This is a genomic window from Stenotrophomonas sp. YJH_SMC_32 (assembly GCF_059369975.1).
The window spans coordinates 65,403-84,052 of record NZ_JCAFTE010000007.1; the positions used below are offsets into that span (position 1 = coordinate 65,403).

Sequence of the window (18,650 nt, forward strand, 5' to 3'; positions counted from 1 at the left end):
TGCGCGGAAGGTCGTTGTTGCGTGGAAGGGGTATGCGGAAGGAATCAGTTCGGTCGTGCGGCACTGCTTTCGCGGATGCGCAACTGCACCGGCGCGACCGTGCGCCGAGGCGGCGCGTCGGGTTCGTCCAGCCGCTGCAGCAGCAGCGCCGCAGCCTGGCGGCCACGCTCGCGCGGGTCGGCGGTGAGCGTGGTCAACGGCGGTACGGCCACCGCCGCCTCGGAAATATCATCGAAGCCGGTGACGGCGAAATCGCCGCCCGGACGGATGCCGCGCGAGTTCAAGCCCAGCATCAGGCCCAGCGCGACGGTGTCGTTGTAGCAGACCGCCGCACTCGGCCGATGACCGTCGGCGAAGAGTTCGTCGGTGCGCGCTGCCGCTTCCAGGCGGTTCGGGGCCGACTCGATCATCCAGCCCGGCGGCAGCGAAAGACCGGCCTCGGCCAGCGCCTGCTGGAAACCCGCGCGGCGCTGATGGCAGGAACTGGATGCGGCGTGGCCCCCGAAGAACGCGATCTGGCGGTGGCCGCGCTCGATCAGGTGGCGCGTGGCCAGATAGGCGCCGTGCTGGTTGTCCAGGGTCAGGAAGTCCCAGTCGGCCCCGGCCAGTTCGCGGTTGAACAGCAGCACGTTGGCATTGGCACCCAGTGCCTGCCGCAGCTGTGCGGTATCGCTGCCCTCGGCCGGCGACAGGATCAGGCCGGCCGGGGTGTGCTCCATCAGCGTGGACAGCACCGCCTGCTGCCGCTCCGGCGATTCACCCGTGCTGCCGAGCAGGGTCACGTAGCCACGCCCGCCCAACGCCTCGTCCACACCCGATGCGAACTCGGCGAAGAACGGGTTGGAGAGATCGTTGATCACCAGCGCGATGCTCGACGAGGTACGACGGCGCAGGTTGGCCGCCGCGCGGTTGTAGACGTAACGCTGGCGGCGCAGTTCGGCCTCGACCTTGGCGCGGGTATCGACGTTGACCAGCGGGCTGCCACGCAGCACCAGCGACACGGTTGCCCGTGACACGCCGATCGCGCGCGCGATGTCGGTCACCGTCACCGCCTTGCCGGCGCGCTTGCTGGGACTGTTGCCGTTGTCGTTCATCGTCTTCCCGGACTCCGCTGGAGGCTCAAGCCTAATGGATCAGGGCCGTGTCGTGCCGTGCCGTTCGCTGGGTCAGCGCGAACGGCACAGTCCGGCTCAGCGCAGCTGGCTGCCCGGTGCCGCGCACCAGGACACCGGCAGGTCCTTCACCGCGGTGCCCCAGCCCTGCTCCGGCGCCTTCGCGTCGAGCGCGAACTGCAGGCGCGGGCCCTGCTGCAGGCGGTCCCAGTCCAGCCACACTGGTGCATGCGCCTGGCCGTCGACCCGCACACCCTGCACGTATTGCAGGCGGCGGCCATCGGCACCCGGCGCGTCGATGCGCAGGGTTCGGCCATTGCCCATATCCACTTCGACCTTGCTGAAGCGCGGCGTGTGCAGCAGGAACTGGCCGCTGCCCGGCACCGCCGGGTACACGCCGATGGCGCTGAACAGGTACCAGGCCGACATCGTGCCGAGGTCATCGTTGCCGGTCACGCCATTGGGGGCATTGGTGAACAACTGCTGCGCGGCACGCACCACGGCGGCGGTCTTCCACGGCTGGCCGATCAGCGTGTACAGCCACGGCGAGTGCAGGTCCGGCTCGTTGTTCGGGTTGTAGCGGAACTGGTTGTAGTAGCTGTACGGCCCCACCACCCACGCCTTGCGGGCGGCATTGAGCGGATCGGCCTGCAGCGCGTCCATCGCGAAGAACGCATCCAGGCGGCGACCGGCCTGTTCGCGGCCGTCCATCGCTTCGACCAGGCCCGGCACGTCCTGCTGCGCCAGCCACTGATACTGCCACGCCGTGCCCTCATGGAAACCGTGGTGCGAACGCGGGCTGTAGTGGCCATCGGCCGGCGTGTACCACTGGCCATCCTCGGTGCGCGGGCGCGGGAAGCCGGTGAAACCCGTCTCGGCATCCCGCACCTGCGGGTCCCACACCTTGCGCCAGTTGCGGCCACGCTCACGCAGCGTCGCCGCATCCTGCGCATGGCCCAGGCCATCGGCCATCTGCGAGAGCGCGCAGTCGGCCAACGCATATTCCAGCGTGGCCGAACCACCATGGTGTGGATCGACATCCATGCCCTTGGACGGGAACGCGCGGTCGTAGGCCACATAGCCCTTGTCCAGGTAGGTCGGGTTGCCGGAGCGTCCGGCCATGCGCGAGTTCAGTGGCGGCGTGCCGAAGGCATTGCGGCGCAGTGCATCCCAGGCCTGCGATTCACGGCCCTTGAGCGCGCCGAAGCGCCACAGGTCGACCATGAACGGCGTGACCGGATCGCCGGTCATGATGTTGGTCTCGAAGTTGGCATAACCCCAGCGCGGCAGCCAACCGACCTGTTCGTCGATCGCCAGCAGGGTACGACCGATGTCGCGCGCCACGTCCGGGCGGGTCAGCGCCAGCCACTGGTTCTGCGCGCGGTAGGTATCCCACAGCGAGAAGTACTCGTAATACGTCCAGCCATCGGCGCGGTGGATACCGTCGTCATAACCGCGGTAGCGGCCGTCGGCGTCGTTGCCGGTCATCGGCTGCAGCAGTGCGTGATAGACCGCGCTGTAGAACACCGCGCGGTCGTCGGCAGTGCCGCCCTGAACACGCACCCGGCCCAGCTGCTCGCGCCAGGACTGCTGGGACAGCGCACGCATGCGGTCGAAGCCGAGCAGCACCCCATTCTGCATGCCTTCTGCGCGCAGGTTGGTGCGCGCGCCTTCGGCATCCACGTGCGAGATCGCGCTGACCGCCGTCACCGACTGGCCCTTGGCCAGGTCGAAGCTGAGCCAGGCGCCGTTCGGCTTCTGCTCGCCTTCCATGCTGTGGCGCGCGCCCGGCAGGCCACCGCCCTCACCCCAGGTGCCATGCGCCTTGAACGGACGGTCAAACTCGATGCGGAACCAGGTGGTGTACTGGTGGCCGCCACAGAAGCTCTTGGTGACCAGTTTGCCTTCCACCACACGATCGCCGACCACATCGACCACGCTGCCGATCACCGAATGGCGCTCGTTGGCCTGGCCGACATTGACGAGCACGTGGCCATCGCCGCTGCGCTGGCTGAAGGTGTAGCGCTCGGCGGCGGCACGGGTGCGCGCGGTGGCTTCCGCATCGATGCCGCCGTAGCTGGTCAGGCGCACCTTGTAGTAGCCAGCCTGGCCGACCTCGCCATCGTGGGTGTAGGTCGATGCGTAGGCCTTGTGGTCGAACTGCTTGGCATTGCCGGTATCGAAATCGCCGCCAGGACCGATCGAACCGGTCACCGGCAGCACCGACACCTGGCCACCCTGCTCCCAGCAGCCGGCGCCGGAAATGAACGAATGACCGAAGCCACGGATCTTCTCGTCGTCGTAGCGCCAGCCCGAATAGTGGCTGCCGATCGGGCTGACCTGGATCAGGCCGAACGGCGCCGACGCGCCCGGGAACGTATTGCCGTCGTCCTTGCTGCCGATGAAGGTATTGACCTCGCGTTCCAGCGCGGCCGGTGCGGCCTGCAGCAGCACCGGCACTGACGACAGCGCGAGCAGGCAGGCCAGGCGCACCAGCGGGCGCGAAGACAATGGGACGGCGGGAGCGGACGGCACTGGACGCATGTCGGGTTCCTGTAGTCGATGACGCGGAGGCAGACGGCCGGGGCCGTCCGGCACCGTTCCGCTGAGCCCTGCCCTGACCTGCAGAGAGCTCCCCCTGGAATGACGCCCGACCCACCAGACCGTGAATTTAGATCGATTCAAGTAGAGCATGCAGGTTCAGCCGAATGCATTCTGCGGCGCAGCATGAGATGGGGTGTTCGGCAGGGCTGCGCCCTGCACCTGCTACGAGCTGGAGCAACAGCAACCGCAACAGCAGAAGCAACAGCAGAAGCCGGTTTCCTGTGGGGAGTCGGGGTGGGTCCGGTTGCGGGGGACGCCGTAAACCCATCCCTGGGGGCTTGGCCGCGGCATCCATGCCGCGGACACCCCCGCAACCGGACCCACCCCGCCTTCGACAGATTTCCCGCGATCTGTGGATCCACGCCATGCGTGGATGAATCTCTGTCGGATAACGAAATCAATCGGGGTCAGATCCGTTTTCCAACGGAAAACGGATCTGACCCCATGCCGTTCCACATTCCGTCGCCAGGACAATCCAACCGTCACCGGGAAACTGTCGAAGGTGGGGCGGTGTCGGATTGCGGGGTGTCCGCGGCATGGATGCCGCGGCCAAGCCCCCATGGACGGGTTTACGGCGTCCCCGCAATCCGACACCGCCCCGCCAAGCCACAGACAACCCAGAGCCGCCTTGGCTTTGGCTTTGGCTTTGGCTTTGGCTGTTGCCGGCCAGCGGCCGGCACTACCGCAGGTGCAGGGCGCAGCCCTGCCAACTCCCCCTCCCCTGCGCACGAAAACGATTTCACTGATTTCAGCAAACCGTCATCCCTTCGCCACGCCAGTACCATATTGCGCAGCAGCATGCGCCTGCGGGCGACCCGTGCTAAAAATCGCCCGCCCATCGCTTAGATCGATCCAAGACGACGCTGCGATGGCCGGGAGTTGGGGGAGCAGCAACAGGACGTACCAGGCCACGCGCGCGGCGCCACTGGCAGTTGCTTGGCGACAGCGACAAAGTCACTTCAAATTAGATCGATTCAAGTTGTCCGTGCCACGTCACCGGATCAATCCATGAGAGAGGGAGAGATGGGAATGAAGCATTCAACACGTACGCATGGCCAGGACGCATTGTCGTTGGCCATCGCGCTGGCCTTGGCCGCCGCCGTCATTCCGGGTGGCGCCGCCGCGCAACAGGCCGCTTCCACCGGCTCGCAGGACGCCACCACCCTGGACAGCGTCCAGGTCACCGGCTACCGCTACGCCATTGAAAAGAGCCTCGAGCAGAAGCGCGACGCCAACGCGGTGGTCGAGGTGATCACCGCCGAGGACGTCGGCAAGTTCCCCGACAAGAACGTGGCCGACGCACTGCAGCGCGTGCCCGGCGTGGTCATCACCCGCAGCGGTGGCGAAGGCAAGAGTGTCAGTGTGCGCGGCCTCGCGCCGGACCTGACCCTGACCCAGTTGAACGGCAACTTCGTCGCCTCGTCAGAGACCAACAACGAAGCGACGCGCTCCTTCAACTACACCCTGCTGCCATCGAACATGTTGTCCAGCGCGGAGCTGTTCAAGTCGCCGGAAGCACGCATCGACGAAGGCGGCATCGGCGGCACGGTCATCCTGCATACCCGCCGCCCGCTGGACATGGAATCCAACTCCGGCTACGTGAACCTGGAGGGCACCACCTCCGATACCAGCCACGATGTCGATCCGCAGGCGTCCGCGCTGTACTCGTGGCACAGCAAGGATGAGCGCTTCGGCGTCCTCGTCGGCGTGACCCAGCAGAAGCGCACCACCCGCACCATGGAAGCCAGCACCGAGGACTACCAGTGGTACGGCAATGGCACCACGGCCCGCGATGCCAACGGCAACCTGCTGGAGCAGGATGGCATCCACTACTGGTGGGGCCAGTCCGGCTTCAACAACCAGGCTGGCAAGAACTACAGCGAATTCTTCATGCCGACCTCGGTGAACTTCGCGGTGAAGGAAGAAAAGCGCGAGCGCAAGGGCGGCCAGCTGACCTTCCAGTTCAAGCCGGTCGACAACGTCACGATGACCGCGAACTACTTCCGCTTCGAGCTGCAGGGTGACTACACCCAGAACATGCTGAAGGTGCCGGAGTGGAACCTGGCCCGCTACAACCAGGACGGCAACTGGGCCGGCGGCCGCCTGCTCAACGGCCTGGATTTCGACCCGAGTGGCAGCATCGTCACGGGTGCGCAGTACCAGAAGCTGGCCGGAAAGACCTATTACTGCAGTGAGGAAGAAGCAGCGGCAGCCGGCCTGGAACCCGGTGGCTGGGGCCCGGACGACTGCACCATCCCCACTCCGCAGCTCACCGGTGGATACAGCAAGGAAAAGGCACTGTCGCAGACCGCCGACCTGACCATCGACTGGGATATCAGCCCGCTGTGGAAGGCCTCGTTCACTGGCGGCCGCACCTGGTCCGAAGGTGGTCCGTCGATGAATTTCCGCATGTCGGCCAAGCCGCGCCGCAAGGTTGGCAACCAGTGGCAGTCCGGCAACCAGTACACCGCCTGGGACCTGACCGGCACGCCGTCGGTGCAGTTCTCGCCGGACCTGCAGCAGCAGTTGATGGCGGGCGTGGCCGAAGTCGATACCGGCTCGACCGATTCGTCGTGGATGCAGACCGAGGTCAAGCAGAACTACTTCCAGGCCGACGTCACCAAGCTGTTCGAGGCCGGCTGGCTGGATTCGATCCAGTTCGGCGCCAAGTACCGCGATGGCAAGGTCCACCGCAACACCGGCAACACCTATTGGGTGTGCCCGGGCCTGGATCCGTCCGACTATGACAACAACCGCTACCAGGCCGGTTGCGATCCGACCGCAGGCGATGCGCAGCCGGGCTTCTTCCTGTCCAACCCGATCAGCAACATCACCGGCGCGTTCAACGCCAACGTGTTCCCGGGCATCAACTACCCGGCCTACATCGACTACCTGAACAAGACCTACGGTGGCTCGCACAACCGCACCGAAGAAGACTTCGTCTACGACGTCAACGAGAAGATTTATTCCGGCTACTTCCAGGCCAACTTCCGCACTGAGCGGGTACGCGGCAACATCGGCGTGCGCGTGGTGCGGACCAAGCAGTTCGCCCAGTCCAGCGATTCGGTCGAGCGCTTCAACGACTATTTCGTCGACAACGCCAGCGGCGCGCCGATGAGCTGCGATGATCCGGCCGCCGACCCGAACCTGCGCTGCCAGGGTGGCTTCGTCCGCCTGCCCGACCCGCAGGTGCGCGACAAGGTGTATGCCCTGTCGTCGCTGGAAAAGACCTATACCGACGTGCTGCCCAGCTTCAACATTGCCTGGGACATCACCGACAACCTGGTGCTGCGTGGCGCGGCGTCGAAGGTGGTCGCGCGCCCGAGCTACACCAGCATCGCCTATCCCGGTGGCCTGCGCTACATCAGCGAAGAGTACGCCAACGACCGCCGCGTCACCGGCGGCACCGACACGCCCGGCTGGTACGGCTCGGGCAGCAACAAGGCGCTGGAACCGTTCAAGGCGGTCCAGTTCGACCTGGGCCTGGAGTGGTACTTCAAGCCGGGCGCGGTCGCAGGTGTTTCGCTGTTCCGCAAGAACGTGGATAACTTCACCGTGCCGGTGGTGCGCGACCAGCAGATGAACGTCGGCGGGCAGTCGGTCACCGTGCAGAAGTACGAGACCCAGGCCAATGGCCGCGATGGCGTGTCGCAGGGCGTGGAACTGTATGGCCAGTACACGTTCGACTTCGGACTGGGCGTGCAGGCCAACTACACCTACAACGACACCAACCTGGCCTCGATCGTGCTGGATGGCGAGGAAATCGGCTCCTCGCCGCTGGTCGGCAGTGCCAAGAACCAGGCCAACGTTACGGTGTTCTACGAGAACGACAAGTTCCTGGCGCGCGCCTCGTACAACCGTCGTGGTGAAGTGGTCGGCGGCCTGAACAATGGCATGACCACCTACACCAAGCCTTACAGCCAGCTTGACCTGAACGTGGCCTACAACCTCACCCCGGACTGGACGGTGACCGCGGCCGTACTGAACGCCACCAAGTCCGAGCTGCGCAGCTACATCGGCAACGACAGCCAGGCCCGCCTGCTGTCCAATCTGTACGCCGGGCGCCAGCTGTATTTCGGCGTGAACTGGAAGTTCTGAGGCAGCGCCGGGCCTGGCCCGGCGCAGTCTTGCCCGCCCCGGCGGGAATGGTCCTCCACGGCAGCCGCGCTGGTACAGGCGGCTGCCGTTTTCATTTGCCTGCACCGCCGTTCAGCCACCTGCTTGACCCTGCCATCGTTGGAAGGTGCACACTGGTTTCACCTCACGAGCACCGAAGGAGCTACAGATGGAATTCCATGTTGACGGCATGACCTGCGGCGGCTGCGCGCGCAGCGTGACCCGCGCGATCCAGCAGATCGATCCCAGCGCCAGTGTGGTGGCCGATCCGCCGACCGGCCTGGTCAAGGTGCAGACCACCGCATCACAGGAGCAGCTGTTCGCCGCGCTGAACGATGCGGGGTTCCCGCCGCGCACTGCCTGATCCCCTGCTTTCTGCCACAGCGGAGCCCGCCCCCTGCACTGTCACTGGGCGGGCTTTTCAGTGCATGCGAACATGAAAACTCAGTGCTTGCGTGCGCGGCGGCGCACCGCGCCGGTCTTGGCCGCTTCCACCGGCAGCGGAGCCTCATCGTCTTCACCCAGCCGCTGCAGGATCGGGCATTCCGGGCGCTCATCGCCGGCACAGCAGCGGATCAGCGATTTCAGCGTGTCGGCCATCTGCCGCATGTGCTCGATGCGCTGTTCCAGGTCGGCGATATGCTGCTCGGCCAGCTGCTTGACGTCGGCACTGTGGCGCGACGTGTCGTTCCACAGGCCCAGCAGGTCGCCGATCTCGGCCACCTGGAAGCCGAGATCGCGCGCGCGGCGGATGAAGCGCAGGCGATGGATGTCGGCCTGCGAATACGCCCGATAGCCCGACTCCGTTCTATCCGCCGCAGGAATCAGGCCGATCTGTTCGTAGTAGCGGATCATTTTCGCCGACACGCTGGAGGCCTTGGCGGCGTCACCGATATTCATGCGATTCTCCTTCAGTGGGTCGCAACGGCGGCATCCGCCATTGGCGGCTGGAAGCGGCGCAGGCGCAGTGCGTTGCCCAGCACGAACACACTGGACAGTGCCATCGCACCGGCCGCGAACACCGGCGACAGCAGCACGCCCCAGGCCGGGTACAGCACGCCGGCGGCCACCGGAATCAACGCGGTGTTGTAGGCGAAGGCCCAGAACAGGTTCTGCCGGATGTTGCCCAACGTCGCCTTCGATAGCGCAATGGCGTTCGGTACGCCCTGCAGGTTGCCCGACATCAGCACCACGTCGGCCGATTCCACCGCGATATCGGTGCCGGTGCCGATGGCCAGGCCGACATCGGCCTCGGCCAGTGCTGGCGCATCGTTGATGCCGTCACCAACGAAGGCGACGTGGCCGTGCGTGGCCTTCAGCCGGCGCACTGCCTCGACCTTGCCTTCCGGCAGCACCTCGGCCACCACTTCATCGATGCCGAGCTGACGCGCGATCGCCTGCGCGGTCCCGGCGTTGTCGCCGGTGATCATCGCCACCTTCAGGCCCAACCGATGCAGTGCCGCGATCGCTGCCGGGGTGCTCGGCTTGATCGGATCGGATATCGCGATGATCGCGGCCAGGCGACCGTCGATGGCGGCATACAGCGGCGACTTGCCCTGCGTGCCGAGTTCCGCCGCCAATGCTGCGAATGCAGTGATGTCCACGCCCAGGTCGCGCATGAAGCGATCGGCACCGACCTCCACGCGTGCACCCTCGACACTGGCCCGCACGCCCATGCCGGTGACCGATTCGAAGTCGACCATGCCCGGCAACGCGATGCCCTGCCCGGTCGCGGCATCAACAATCGCGCGGGCGATGGGATGCTCCGAGCGCGACTCCACCGCGGCCACTGCCGCCAGAACCCTGTTGCGATCGAAGCCGGCAGCAATCTCCAGGTCGGTCAGGCGCGGGCGGCCTTCGGTGAGCGTGCCGGTCTTGTCCACCGCCACCACCTGCGCGTCCTTCAGCAGCTGCAGTGCTTCGCCCTTGCGGAACAGCACGCCCATTTCGGCGCCACGACCGGTTCCGACCATGATCGAGGTCGGCGTGGCCAGGCCCATCGCGCACGGGCAGGCAATGATCAGCACCGCCACCGCATTGACCAGTGCGAAGCTCAGTGCCGGCGATGGACCGAAGATCAACCAGACCGCGAAGGTCGCCAGCGCGGCCAGCATCACCGCCGGCACGAACCACAACGTGACCTTGTCGACCACCGCCTGGATCGGCAGCTTCGAGCCCTGCGCCTGTTCGACCATGCGGATGATCTGCGCCAGCAGGGTCTGCGCGCCCACGGCCGTGGCCCGCACCGTCAGTGCGCCCTTCTGGTTGACCGTGCCACCCACCACGCTGCTGCCCGGCAGCTTCTCGACCGGAATCGGCTCGCCGCTGATCATCGATTCATCGATGTAGCTGCGGCCTTCAACCACCTCGCCATCCACCGGCACGCGCTCACCCGGGCGCACTTCCACCAGGTCGCCGCTCTGCACTTCATTGATCGGGATGTCGACCGCGCGGCCGTCACGGATCACATGGGCCACCTTGGCCTGCAGGTTGACCAGGCGCTTGATCGCTTCAGAGGTGCGGCCCTTGGCCCGGGCCTCCAGGAAGCGGCCGAGCAGGATCAGCGCGACGATCACCGCCGCCGCTTCGTAGTAGACGTTCACCGTGCCCGGCGGCAGCAGCCGCGGTGCAAAGGTCGCTACCACCGAATAGCCGAACGCCGCGGCGGTGCCCACCGCCACCAGCGAATTCATGTCCGGCGCCAACCGCAGCAGCGCCGGGAACCCCTTCTGGTAGAAACGGCGGCCCGGAATGGCCAGCACCAGCGCGGTCAGCACGAACTGCAGGTACCAGCTGGCCTGCATGCCGAGGGTGGACATCACCCATGCGTGCATGCCGGGAATCAGGTGCGAGCCCATTTCCAGTACGAACACCGGCAGTGCCAGCGCGGCCGCCACGATCAGGTCGCGCTTCAGTTCGGCGCGCTCGGCATCCTTCTTTTCCGCAGCCTGGTCATCGGACTGCACACCCGCCTCGATCACACGTGCGTCATAGCCGGCCTTGTCGATCGCGGCGACCAGCGCAGCCACGTCCGCCATGCCACGCACCGTGGCGCGCTCGGTGGCCAGGTTGACGCTGGCCTGGCTGACGCCGGGCACGGCCAACAGCGCGCGTTCGACACGGCCCACGCAGGAAGCGCAGGTCATGCCTTCAACCGCCAGTTCGGTGGTCGCTGCGGGCACGTCATAGCCCACCCGCTCCACTGCCTGGACAAGCGCCGCGCGATCCACCGGGCCCGACGGACGAATATCCGCCCGCTCGGTGGCCAGGTTCACCGAGACACTGCCCACGCCCTCGACCTTGGACAGTGCTGCCTCGACCCGGCCTACGCAGCTGGCGCAGGTCATGCCCTCGATGGGCAGGCTGATGGTGGAGGGGCTGGCGGGGGCGGCAGCGGCGCGCGGCGTGCTCATGATCGGATTCCCGGGTTTCCTTCTGGATGCGGACAGGCTAAACCTTGCCATCGTGGGAAGGTCAAATCCAGCCTGTCCGCATGCCTGAAGGGGGCGCCGCCCCCGGTGTTCCGTTTCCGCATCCACGCATGGCGTGGATCTACCGGCGGAGGCCGGTCTCCTCAGAAGGTGAACACATACTCCAATGCGAACTCGCGGCCGACCGCGCTCAGCAACCGGGTCGGGGCGAAGTCATAGTCCAGCTTGTACGGGTCCTTGTGGTTCCAGCTGGCCGAATTGAACACGTTGTTGACGTAGACATTGACCTTGGCGTGCTCGGTCACCTGGTAACCCACGTTGACGTTCCAGGTGATGAACGGCCCGACCCGGCCGAAGTAGCGCGAGGTCTGCTGGCCCGCGTTGGGGTTAGGGTTCACCGAGCCATCCGGCAGCTGTGCCGGTTCCAGGCAGTTCAGCGACGGACTGTCACTGGGCACGTAGCCGTCGGCGAACGGCAGGCAACCGCCGGGATTGTCCAGGCGATCGGTGCCCCAGTGATAGCGCACGCCCGGCACCGAACCCACGCGGTCGGCATAGACGTTGGCGTTCCAGTTGCCGCGCTGCCAGGCCAGGCTCGCGCGCAGCTTGCTGCGCAGGTCCCGGTCGCGCCGTTCCGGGTTCGGGTCGTTGGCGTAGCGCTGTTCCTTGGTCGAGATCTGGTTGGTGTAGTTCAGGCCCAGCTGGAAGCTGCCCCACTGCGCGGTTTCCAGGCGATAGCGTGCAGTCAGGTCGATACCCCGCACTTCCCGGCTGGCCAGGTTGAACGGGCCGCGCTCGATCGACACCAGCCGGCCGCTGCTGTCACGGTTCACGCGGGCCAGAATGCCGGCGCAATAATCGCCACCGGCCGGATTGGCCCACGGCGTGCCATCGATGTTCTTGCCGGTCAGGCAGCCGGCCTCGCTGGCCAGCACCTCGTCGGCGCCGACGTCGACGATCATGTCTTCCAGCTTGATCGCCCAGTAGTCGGCGCTGACCGACAGGTTCGGCATCACGTCCCAGACGAAGCCGACCGTCCACGAATCGCCGGTTTCCGAACGCAGCAGCGGCGTGCCACGCCGGTTCACGTCGAAGGTGTACCAGACATCGGTGTTGCCCACGCCACAGTTGTTGACCAGGTAGGCACCGCTCTGGATGCAGCGCAGGCGGTCATAGGTCTGCACTTCGGAACTGCTCGGCTGGCCCAGCAGATAGTGCATGTCTGGCGCGTGGAAACTGGTGGCGTACGAGCCACGTACCAGCAGCGATTCGACCGGGCGCCATTCCAGGCCGACGTTCCAGGTGGTCTCCTTCTGGCTGCCGATATCCAGCGTTTCATTGCTGTCATCGGCCTTGTAGTTGCCATAGCGGTCGTAGCGGGCGGCCGCGGTGGCCGTCACGCTGTCCAGCAGCGGAATCTTGAACTCGACGCCGGCCGAGTAACGGGTGCGCTCGCCGCCACCGCGATCGACGTTCTGCAGATCGAAGTCGATGCCGGCGCGCGGGTCCGGGCTGAGGTGATAGCCCTGCTGCGCGACTTCGGCCACGGCGGCGAACGAGATCGGGCCGGCCCAGCCCCGGAACAGCTCGCCGGTGATGTCCGCCGAGGCCTGGTTGACCCACGATGACGCGCGGTTCCTGGCCACCGTGCCCATCTGCCAGTACTGGTCCGGCGTGAGCGGATTCCACCAGCGCGATTCGTTCAACGCGTAGATCGCCTCGCCATCGGCGGTGGTACCCAGGCGCGGGCCGAGGAAGTAGTCGTACGATTTCTGCTCGTCCACCACGTTCTGCCGTTCTTCCACGCGATAGTAGGAACGGCCCACCGTGGCGCTCCAGTCGAAGCGGTCGGCAAGGCGTCCACGCAGGCCCGCGCTCCAGTCCCATGACAGCTCGCGGTTGGTGTTGCGCAGGGTGTCCAGGCCGCCGACTTCGTTCGGGGTGAACTGGCGCACGCCCAGGATCGGGCGGTTGCGGTTGGCATCCCAGTAGTAGCCGTTGTCATCGTCGATCAGCGAGACGCTGGGTGGATTGGTGCCCCAGATCGCTTCGGAGCGGTACACCGCCAGGTTGGTCCAGGCCTGCAGGTCGCTGCTGAAATCGAAGGTGGCATACAGGTTGCCGGACACGTTCTCGGCACCACCGGTCAGCAGCCAGTTGGCGTAGTCGGCGCTCATGCCGCACAGGCGGCCGGTGTTGGTGATGCGGTTGGCGGCGTAGTTGTAGACCAGTCGATCGGCCGTGTAGTACTCACCGTCGAACTTCTCGCAGGTACCGGTGGGCGGCGCCAGGCGCTGGCCCGTCGTCGGATCGATCAGCGCCAGCCCGGCCGTGGGACGGAAGCCGACCTTGCGCTGCTCCATGTTCCAGGACGCATACGGCGCATCATCGGCATCGTCCATCTGCGGGCGGTCGCGGCCGAACAACGGATCGCGCTTGGTGTACTGCAACGCATAGGTCACGCTCCAGTTGTCACCCGTTTTGCCGCCGGCCCATGACAGGTCCCAGGTGTCGCGCCCGCCTTCGGTGGAGGTGCCGCCGCGCACGCGCACTTCGTCGCCGTCGTAGTTGGTTTTGAGGATGACGTTGACCACGCCGGCGATCGCGTCCGAACCATAGATGGCCGAGGCGCCGCCGGTCAGTACTTCGATGCGTTCCACCGCTGCGGCCGGAATGTTGCCGTAGTTGGAGAAATTGGTTTCACCGCCATACGGCAGCGGGTAATCGGCCACGCGACGGCCGTTGACCAACAGCAGCGAGCGGTTCGGGCCCATCCCGCGCAAGTTCAGCCCGCTGGCATTTGGCGTGTGCGAACCCCACTGCGAGGCGGCTTCGACGGTACCGGTCGCTTCGGTGAGCGTCTTCAGCGCGTCGTACACGCTGACGAAGCCCTCTTTCTGGATCTGCTGCGCGGTGATCACGTTGACCGGGGCCGGACCTTCGACCGCGGCGCGCTTGATGCGCGAACCGGTAACGGTGACCGCGTCCAAGTCCTTGGTGGACGAACTGGCCGCTTCCTGTGCACCAGCGGCCAGGGGAAACAGGACCAGGACCAGGGCCTGGGACAGCAGGTGACGACGCTTGCGAACGGACTGAGCCATGGGTGGTTGCTCTTGGAAAGTGTGGACGCACGGACGGTGGTGGCGTAGCACGACGGCTGATCCGGGTACCGGGATCGGTTCACGACCGTCCCAGCCCCTCCCCTGTGGATCGATCCAAACTAAAGCACAGCTGAACCGCGCCGGGCATGCGGCGATGCAGCAACCGCTGGCGGAATGCCGCTATCGGCTGCCGGTATCCAGAACAATCAAAGGGTTGCGCAACATCGCTGAGAGAACAGCGCACACGTCAATGACACGATCGCGACAACCGCGCGCGGAACGGTTTTGTCCGCCCTCAGCGATTCCCCTCACCCGGTTGAGTCGGGACGAAGTGGTCATTTCGGAGCGCGTAGTGGCTCGACGTATCGCCTCCGGGTCCGATACCCCACCACTCGATGGAGAACCCGTCCCCCTGCCAGATGACCGAGGAAAAGTCGGATTCACTGTTGGATCGCCCTGAGTTCTGGCTCACCAGAGACAGGGTTTCAAGGCAGCTGCTGATCAACACCCTGCCGCGCTCAATGGGCTTCGGCGGGGTCAATTCGTAGACGAACAGATGGATCTCGCGCCCAGCGCCGCAAAGGCCCATCGGGCTATCCGCGTTGGAATCGAATACCTGATACAGCGCGCGAAAACGCCTCGCCCCGATTCGATGTGCACGCGTGTCGAGGAACGCGCCCCGCGCGGTTGGCTCAAGCCTCACACCAACCATTTCGGGGTCAACCTGCAGGTCCTTGTCGGCAGCCACCTCCCGCACCCACTCCGGTGCCTGCCCTTCACGTGCGCCGATTGCAATGGCTGGCACCGCGCAGACAAGCAGCAGGAACGGTCGAAACATGCGGGAATTCGTTGGCGAACGACGTTATGAACCACTATCGGCAATCACCGACTGCGCCGCCATGCGACGGCGCACCAGCGTATCCATTTCAACGACTTGGCCTGCCGCTCTAGCCGTTCGAACGTGCTGTAAGCGTCACTTCTTCGGCCGCAACGATGGGCAGGCCCGGGGTCGGAGCCCTTCTGCGAAGGGATCCGACCCCGGGCCCAAAGAGCAGCCGAGCGTGGGCTCGGCTCTACAGGAGAAGCGGGTTACCTTGCGCCGTCCAGCGCCTGCCGCAGTGCGGCCACGGTTGCGGTGGCGGTCTGGCTCCAGTCCGGGTCCAGGCCGCGCAGCGCCGGGTTCTGGAACTGCATGGCCGAGCGCCGCAGGCCCTTGGCCGAGGCGTGCAGTTCGGTGCAGCCGCTCCGTCGCGCAACGGCCGCGATGTTGGCCGGTCCCAGCCCGGCGCCGGCCATCACCGTGATACGTCCCGCCGCCTGGGTGACCAGACCCGCCAGCACATCCGCGCCGGCCTCGGCGCTGAACTGGCCGCCCGAGGTCAGCACGCGCTGGCAACCCAGCTCAACCACCTGCTCAAGTGCCGCAGGCAGATCGCGGGCAGCATCGAAGGCGCGATGGAAGGTCACCTGCAGCGGCCCGGCGGCCTGCACCAGTTCACGGCACAGCGCCAGATCGATCCCGCCCTGCACATCCAACGCACCGATCACCACGCCATCGCAGCCGAGCGCGCGGCACTGCGCGATGTCACGCAGCATCAGTTCGGTTTCCAGTGCGTCGTAGTGGAAGTCCCCCGGGCGCGGGCGCACCAGTACGAACAGCGGAATGGACAGGCGTTCGCGGGCGATCGCGATGCTGGCGAACGACGGCGTGGTGCCGCCCTCGGCCAGGTTGTCGAACAGTTCGATGCGATCGGCGCCGCCGGCCTGGGCGGCCAGCGCCGAGGCCAGCGAGTTGCTGGCGATCTCCAGGGTCAGCCGTGTGCTCACGCCTGGGTGCTCGTGTAGATCGACGGCGAATCACGCAGGTCATCCTGGCGCTGCGCATCGCACACGGCGTAGACGAAGCCGCGGTGCAACGCGTAGGCACCCACCTCGCCCTGCTTGTTCATGGCCAGGAAGCACACCTGCAGCGTCTTGCTCGCTTCGGGGCGCTTGCGCACCACGCGATCGATCGCTTCGCGGCAGGCCTGCGCCGGCGAGCGCCCCTGGCGCATCAGCTCGACCACCAGGAACGAGGCCGCATTGCGGATCATCTCCTCGCCCACGCCCGAGGCAGTGGCCGCGCCCACTTCGTTGTCGACATACAGGCCGGCACCGATGATCGGGCTGTCGCCGACCCGGCCGTGCAGCTTCCAGGCCATGCCGCTGGTGGTGCAGGCGCCGGCCAGCTTACCGCGGGCATCCAGCGCCAGCATGCCGATGGTGTCGTGGTTGTCGCTGTTGCCAGGAATACTACGACGCTCGGCATTGATCTGCGGCTGGTACTTCTCGGTCTTCAGCCACTCGCGCCAGGCCGCTTCGGCCTGCGGCGTGAGCAGGTGCCTGCGTTCAAAACCCTGCTGCACCGCGAACTGCTGCGCGCCCTCGCCCACCAGCAGCACGTGCGGGCTGTTTTCCATCACTTTGCGGGCCACCGACACCGGATGCAGGATGTCCACCAGCGCGGCCACTGCGCCACAACGGCCATCACCATCCATGATGCTCGCGTCCAGGCTCAGCACGCCGTCGCGATCCGGGTTACCGCAATGGCCGACGGTGGGGTTGCACAGCTCGCTCTCGGCCCAGCGTGCACCGGCTTCAACTGCATCCAGTGCGCTGCCACCCTGCGCCAGCACCTCCCATGCGGCCTGGTTGGCCGGCACGCCGAAGTCCCAGGTCGAAACCACCTTGGCCCCACCCTGCGTGCGCGCCTGCACGCCCGGCAAGGCCACCATGCCTGCAGCCAGTGCGCCGGCCTGCAGGAACTGCCTGCGATCCACCATCTTCCCCTCCCAGTCTGCAATGCACGGCCGGCCCGATGCCGGCCACGCCGATCAGTCGTGCGTGGGCTGCCGTGCGGCGTACCAGACCGCTGCGCCGAGAACGCCCAGCTGGCCATGCTCCACGCGCCATACCGGCACCTGGCGCAGTACCTCGGTCAGCACGCCCTTGTTGAGGAAGCGCTCACGGAAGCGGCCATCGGCCAGGAAATCCTGCACATGCGCGGAAATGCCCCCGGCCAGGTACACCGAACGCGCACCCACCGCGATCGCTGCGTCGCCGGCCAGGCTGCCCAGCCAGGCACAGAACACCTGCAGCGTTTCCACGGCCAGCGCATCCTCGCCGCTGCGCGCGGCGCCGATCAGTGCCTCGGTGCTGCCCCACACCGGGGTGACACCGCGCAGTTCGCACAGGCACGGATACAGGTTCATCAGGCCACTGCCGGACAGCACGCGCTCGTTGTCCACGTGCGTCCAGCGCTGCAGCAGCTTGCCCAGCACCTGCAGTTCCAGCGCGTTGCCGGCGCCGAGCGCGGCATGGCCGATCTCGCTGGCCAGCACCGGACGCTCGCCGTCGGCGAAGCGCAATGCTGCACCCAGGCCGGTACCGGCGCCCAGCACCAGCGCCGGGAACGCCTGCGCCGGGTCAGCATCGCCATTGAGCGGCACCAGGGTGTCAGGCTGCAGGTAAGGAATGGCCAACGCCACCGCTTCAAAATCATTGATCAGCTGCAGCTCATGCAGCCCGGACTGCACCCGCGTGGCCGACAGCGAGACCGTCCATGGCAGGTTGGAATTGATCAGCACATCGCCATCGAGCAGGCCGGCGATGGCGACCACGGCGGCCTCTACCGGCTGGCCGAGGCCTGCGGTGAAATCAGCAAGGATCGCTGACAGGCTCGGATGCTCGGCGCAGGCATAGGTGCGATGGCTGCCCAGCAGTGGTGCCTGGCCGGCTTGCGTTTCAGCCAGCGCCAAACGGGCGAAGGTGCCGCCGACATCGGCGACAACGAGACTGCGCGGAAGACCGCCGCGGGCGGAGTCGGTGGAAACCGGGGACGCTGCTGCGATGGTCACGCTGGCCTGCTTGGATCGATTGAATCGCCCCGATTCTCAGGCATCGGAGCAGCTTTGCCTAGCGCGCCGGCGGTTCAGGTTGGCCTACATGCCTTCCTGTTCGGCCACCTGCACGCCATCCACCAGCACGCGCAGGCGCTGCGGGCGGAAGCCGGCGAACAACAGCGGCCGGGTGCGCTCGACCAGCACCTCATGGCCGGCGATGTGGCGCAGCCACGACTGTACCAGCGAGAACGAGAAGTGGGTGCCCGGATGCAGCGGATGCTGCACCCAGACCTTCTCGGTGGCGCTCTGCAGCAGCATCGCGCCGGTGAACCAGTGGCGGCTGAGGGTGACTGGCGTGGTGCCGGCCATGAAGCGGATATCCATGCGGGGTCCTTTCGCTGGAGC

The 18,650-nt window shown here is 66.3% G+C and carries 12 protein-coding genes; 2 read left to right on the top strand and 10 right to left on the bottom strand.

The window, feature by feature from the left end:
- Window positions 1-44: 44 nt before the first annotated feature.
- Complete coding sequence (locus AC5P7S_RS11215; protein WP_005416345.1) at window positions 45-1,094, bottom strand: LacI family DNA-binding transcriptional regulator; 1,050 nt, start codon at window positions 1,092-1,094, stop codon at window positions 45-47.
- A gap of 96 nt (window positions 1,095-1,190) precedes the next feature.
- Window positions 1,191-3,656: a GH92 family glycosyl hydrolase gene (locus AC5P7S_RS11220; protein ID WP_069138655.1), complete on the bottom strand. Its 2,466-nt coding sequence runs from the start codon at window positions 3,654-3,656 to the stop codon at window positions 1,191-1,193.
- A 1,083-nt stretch (window positions 3,657-4,739) separates the two neighbouring features.
- Between AC5P7S_RS11220 and AC5P7S_RS11225 the strand changes: the two genes are divergently transcribed.
- The gene (locus AC5P7S_RS11225) at window positions 4,740-7,814 is read left to right on the top strand and encodes a TonB-dependent receptor (protein ID WP_053500459.1); all 3,075 of its coding nucleotides are present in this window, start codon (window positions 4,740-4,742) and stop codon (window positions 7,812-7,814) included.
- A 187-nt stretch (window positions 7,815-8,001) separates the two neighbouring features.
- Window positions 8,002-8,196: a heavy-metal-associated domain-containing protein gene (locus tag AC5P7S_RS11230; protein ID WP_095377675.1), complete on the top strand. Its 195-nt coding sequence runs from the start codon at window positions 8,002-8,004 to the stop codon at window positions 8,194-8,196.
- Between the two features lie 80 nt (window positions 8,197-8,276).
- Here the strand turns inward: AC5P7S_RS11230 and cueR are convergent, their stop codons facing one another.
- From cueR to AC5P7S_RS11270, 8 genes are all read right to left on the bottom strand, one after another.
- A complete protein-coding gene (cueR, locus tag AC5P7S_RS11235; protein WP_065177589.1) occupies window positions 8,277-8,732 on the bottom strand; it encodes a Cu(I)-responsive transcriptional regulator in 456 nt (151 codons plus the stop codon).
- Between the two features lie 11 nt (window positions 8,733-8,743).
- Window positions 8,744-11,245 carry a heavy metal translocating P-type ATPase gene (locus AC5P7S_RS11240; protein ID WP_262232898.1) on the bottom strand — a complete coding sequence of 834 codons (2,502 nt, stop codon included), beginning with the start codon at window positions 11,243-11,245 and terminating at the stop codon, window positions 8,744-8,746.
- Between the two features lie 161 nt (window positions 11,246-11,406).
- Window positions 11,407-14,364, bottom strand: coding sequence for a TonB-dependent receptor plug domain-containing protein (locus AC5P7S_RS11245; protein WP_095377677.1), 2,958 nt, complete (start codon window positions 14,362-14,364; stop codon window positions 11,407-11,409).
- A 295-nt stretch (window positions 14,365-14,659) separates the two neighbouring features.
- Window positions 14,660-15,202 carry a hypothetical protein gene (locus AC5P7S_RS11250; RefSeq protein ID WP_095377678.1) on the bottom strand — a complete coding sequence of 181 codons (543 nt, stop codon included), beginning with the start codon at window positions 15,200-15,202 and terminating at the stop codon, window positions 14,660-14,662.
- Window positions 15,203-15,453: 251 nt separating this feature from the next.
- Complete coding sequence (locus AC5P7S_RS11255; protein ID WP_095377679.1) at window positions 15,454-16,191, bottom strand: copper homeostasis protein CutC; 738 nt, start codon at window positions 16,189-16,191, stop codon at window positions 15,454-15,456.
- Window positions 16,188-17,186 carry a glycosylasparaginase gene (locus AC5P7S_RS11260; protein ID WP_095377680.1) on the bottom strand — a complete coding sequence of 333 codons (999 nt, stop codon included), beginning with the start codon at window positions 17,184-17,186 and terminating at the stop codon, window positions 16,188-16,190. The genes AC5P7S_RS11255 and AC5P7S_RS11260 overlap by 4 nt, the downstream gene beginning before the upstream one ends.
- 51 nt (window positions 17,187-17,237) lie before the next feature.
- Window positions 17,238-18,260, bottom strand: coding sequence for a glucokinase (locus AC5P7S_RS11265; RefSeq protein WP_095377681.1), 1,023 nt, complete (start codon window positions 18,258-18,260; stop codon window positions 17,238-17,240).
- 84 nt (window positions 18,261-18,344) lie between these two features.
- On the bottom strand, window positions 18,345-18,629 hold the full coding sequence (locus AC5P7S_RS11270) for a hypothetical protein (protein WP_005409434.1): 285 nt from the start codon (window positions 18,627-18,629) through the stop codon (window positions 18,345-18,347).
- Between the last annotated feature and the right edge of the window lie 21 nt (window positions 18,630-18,650).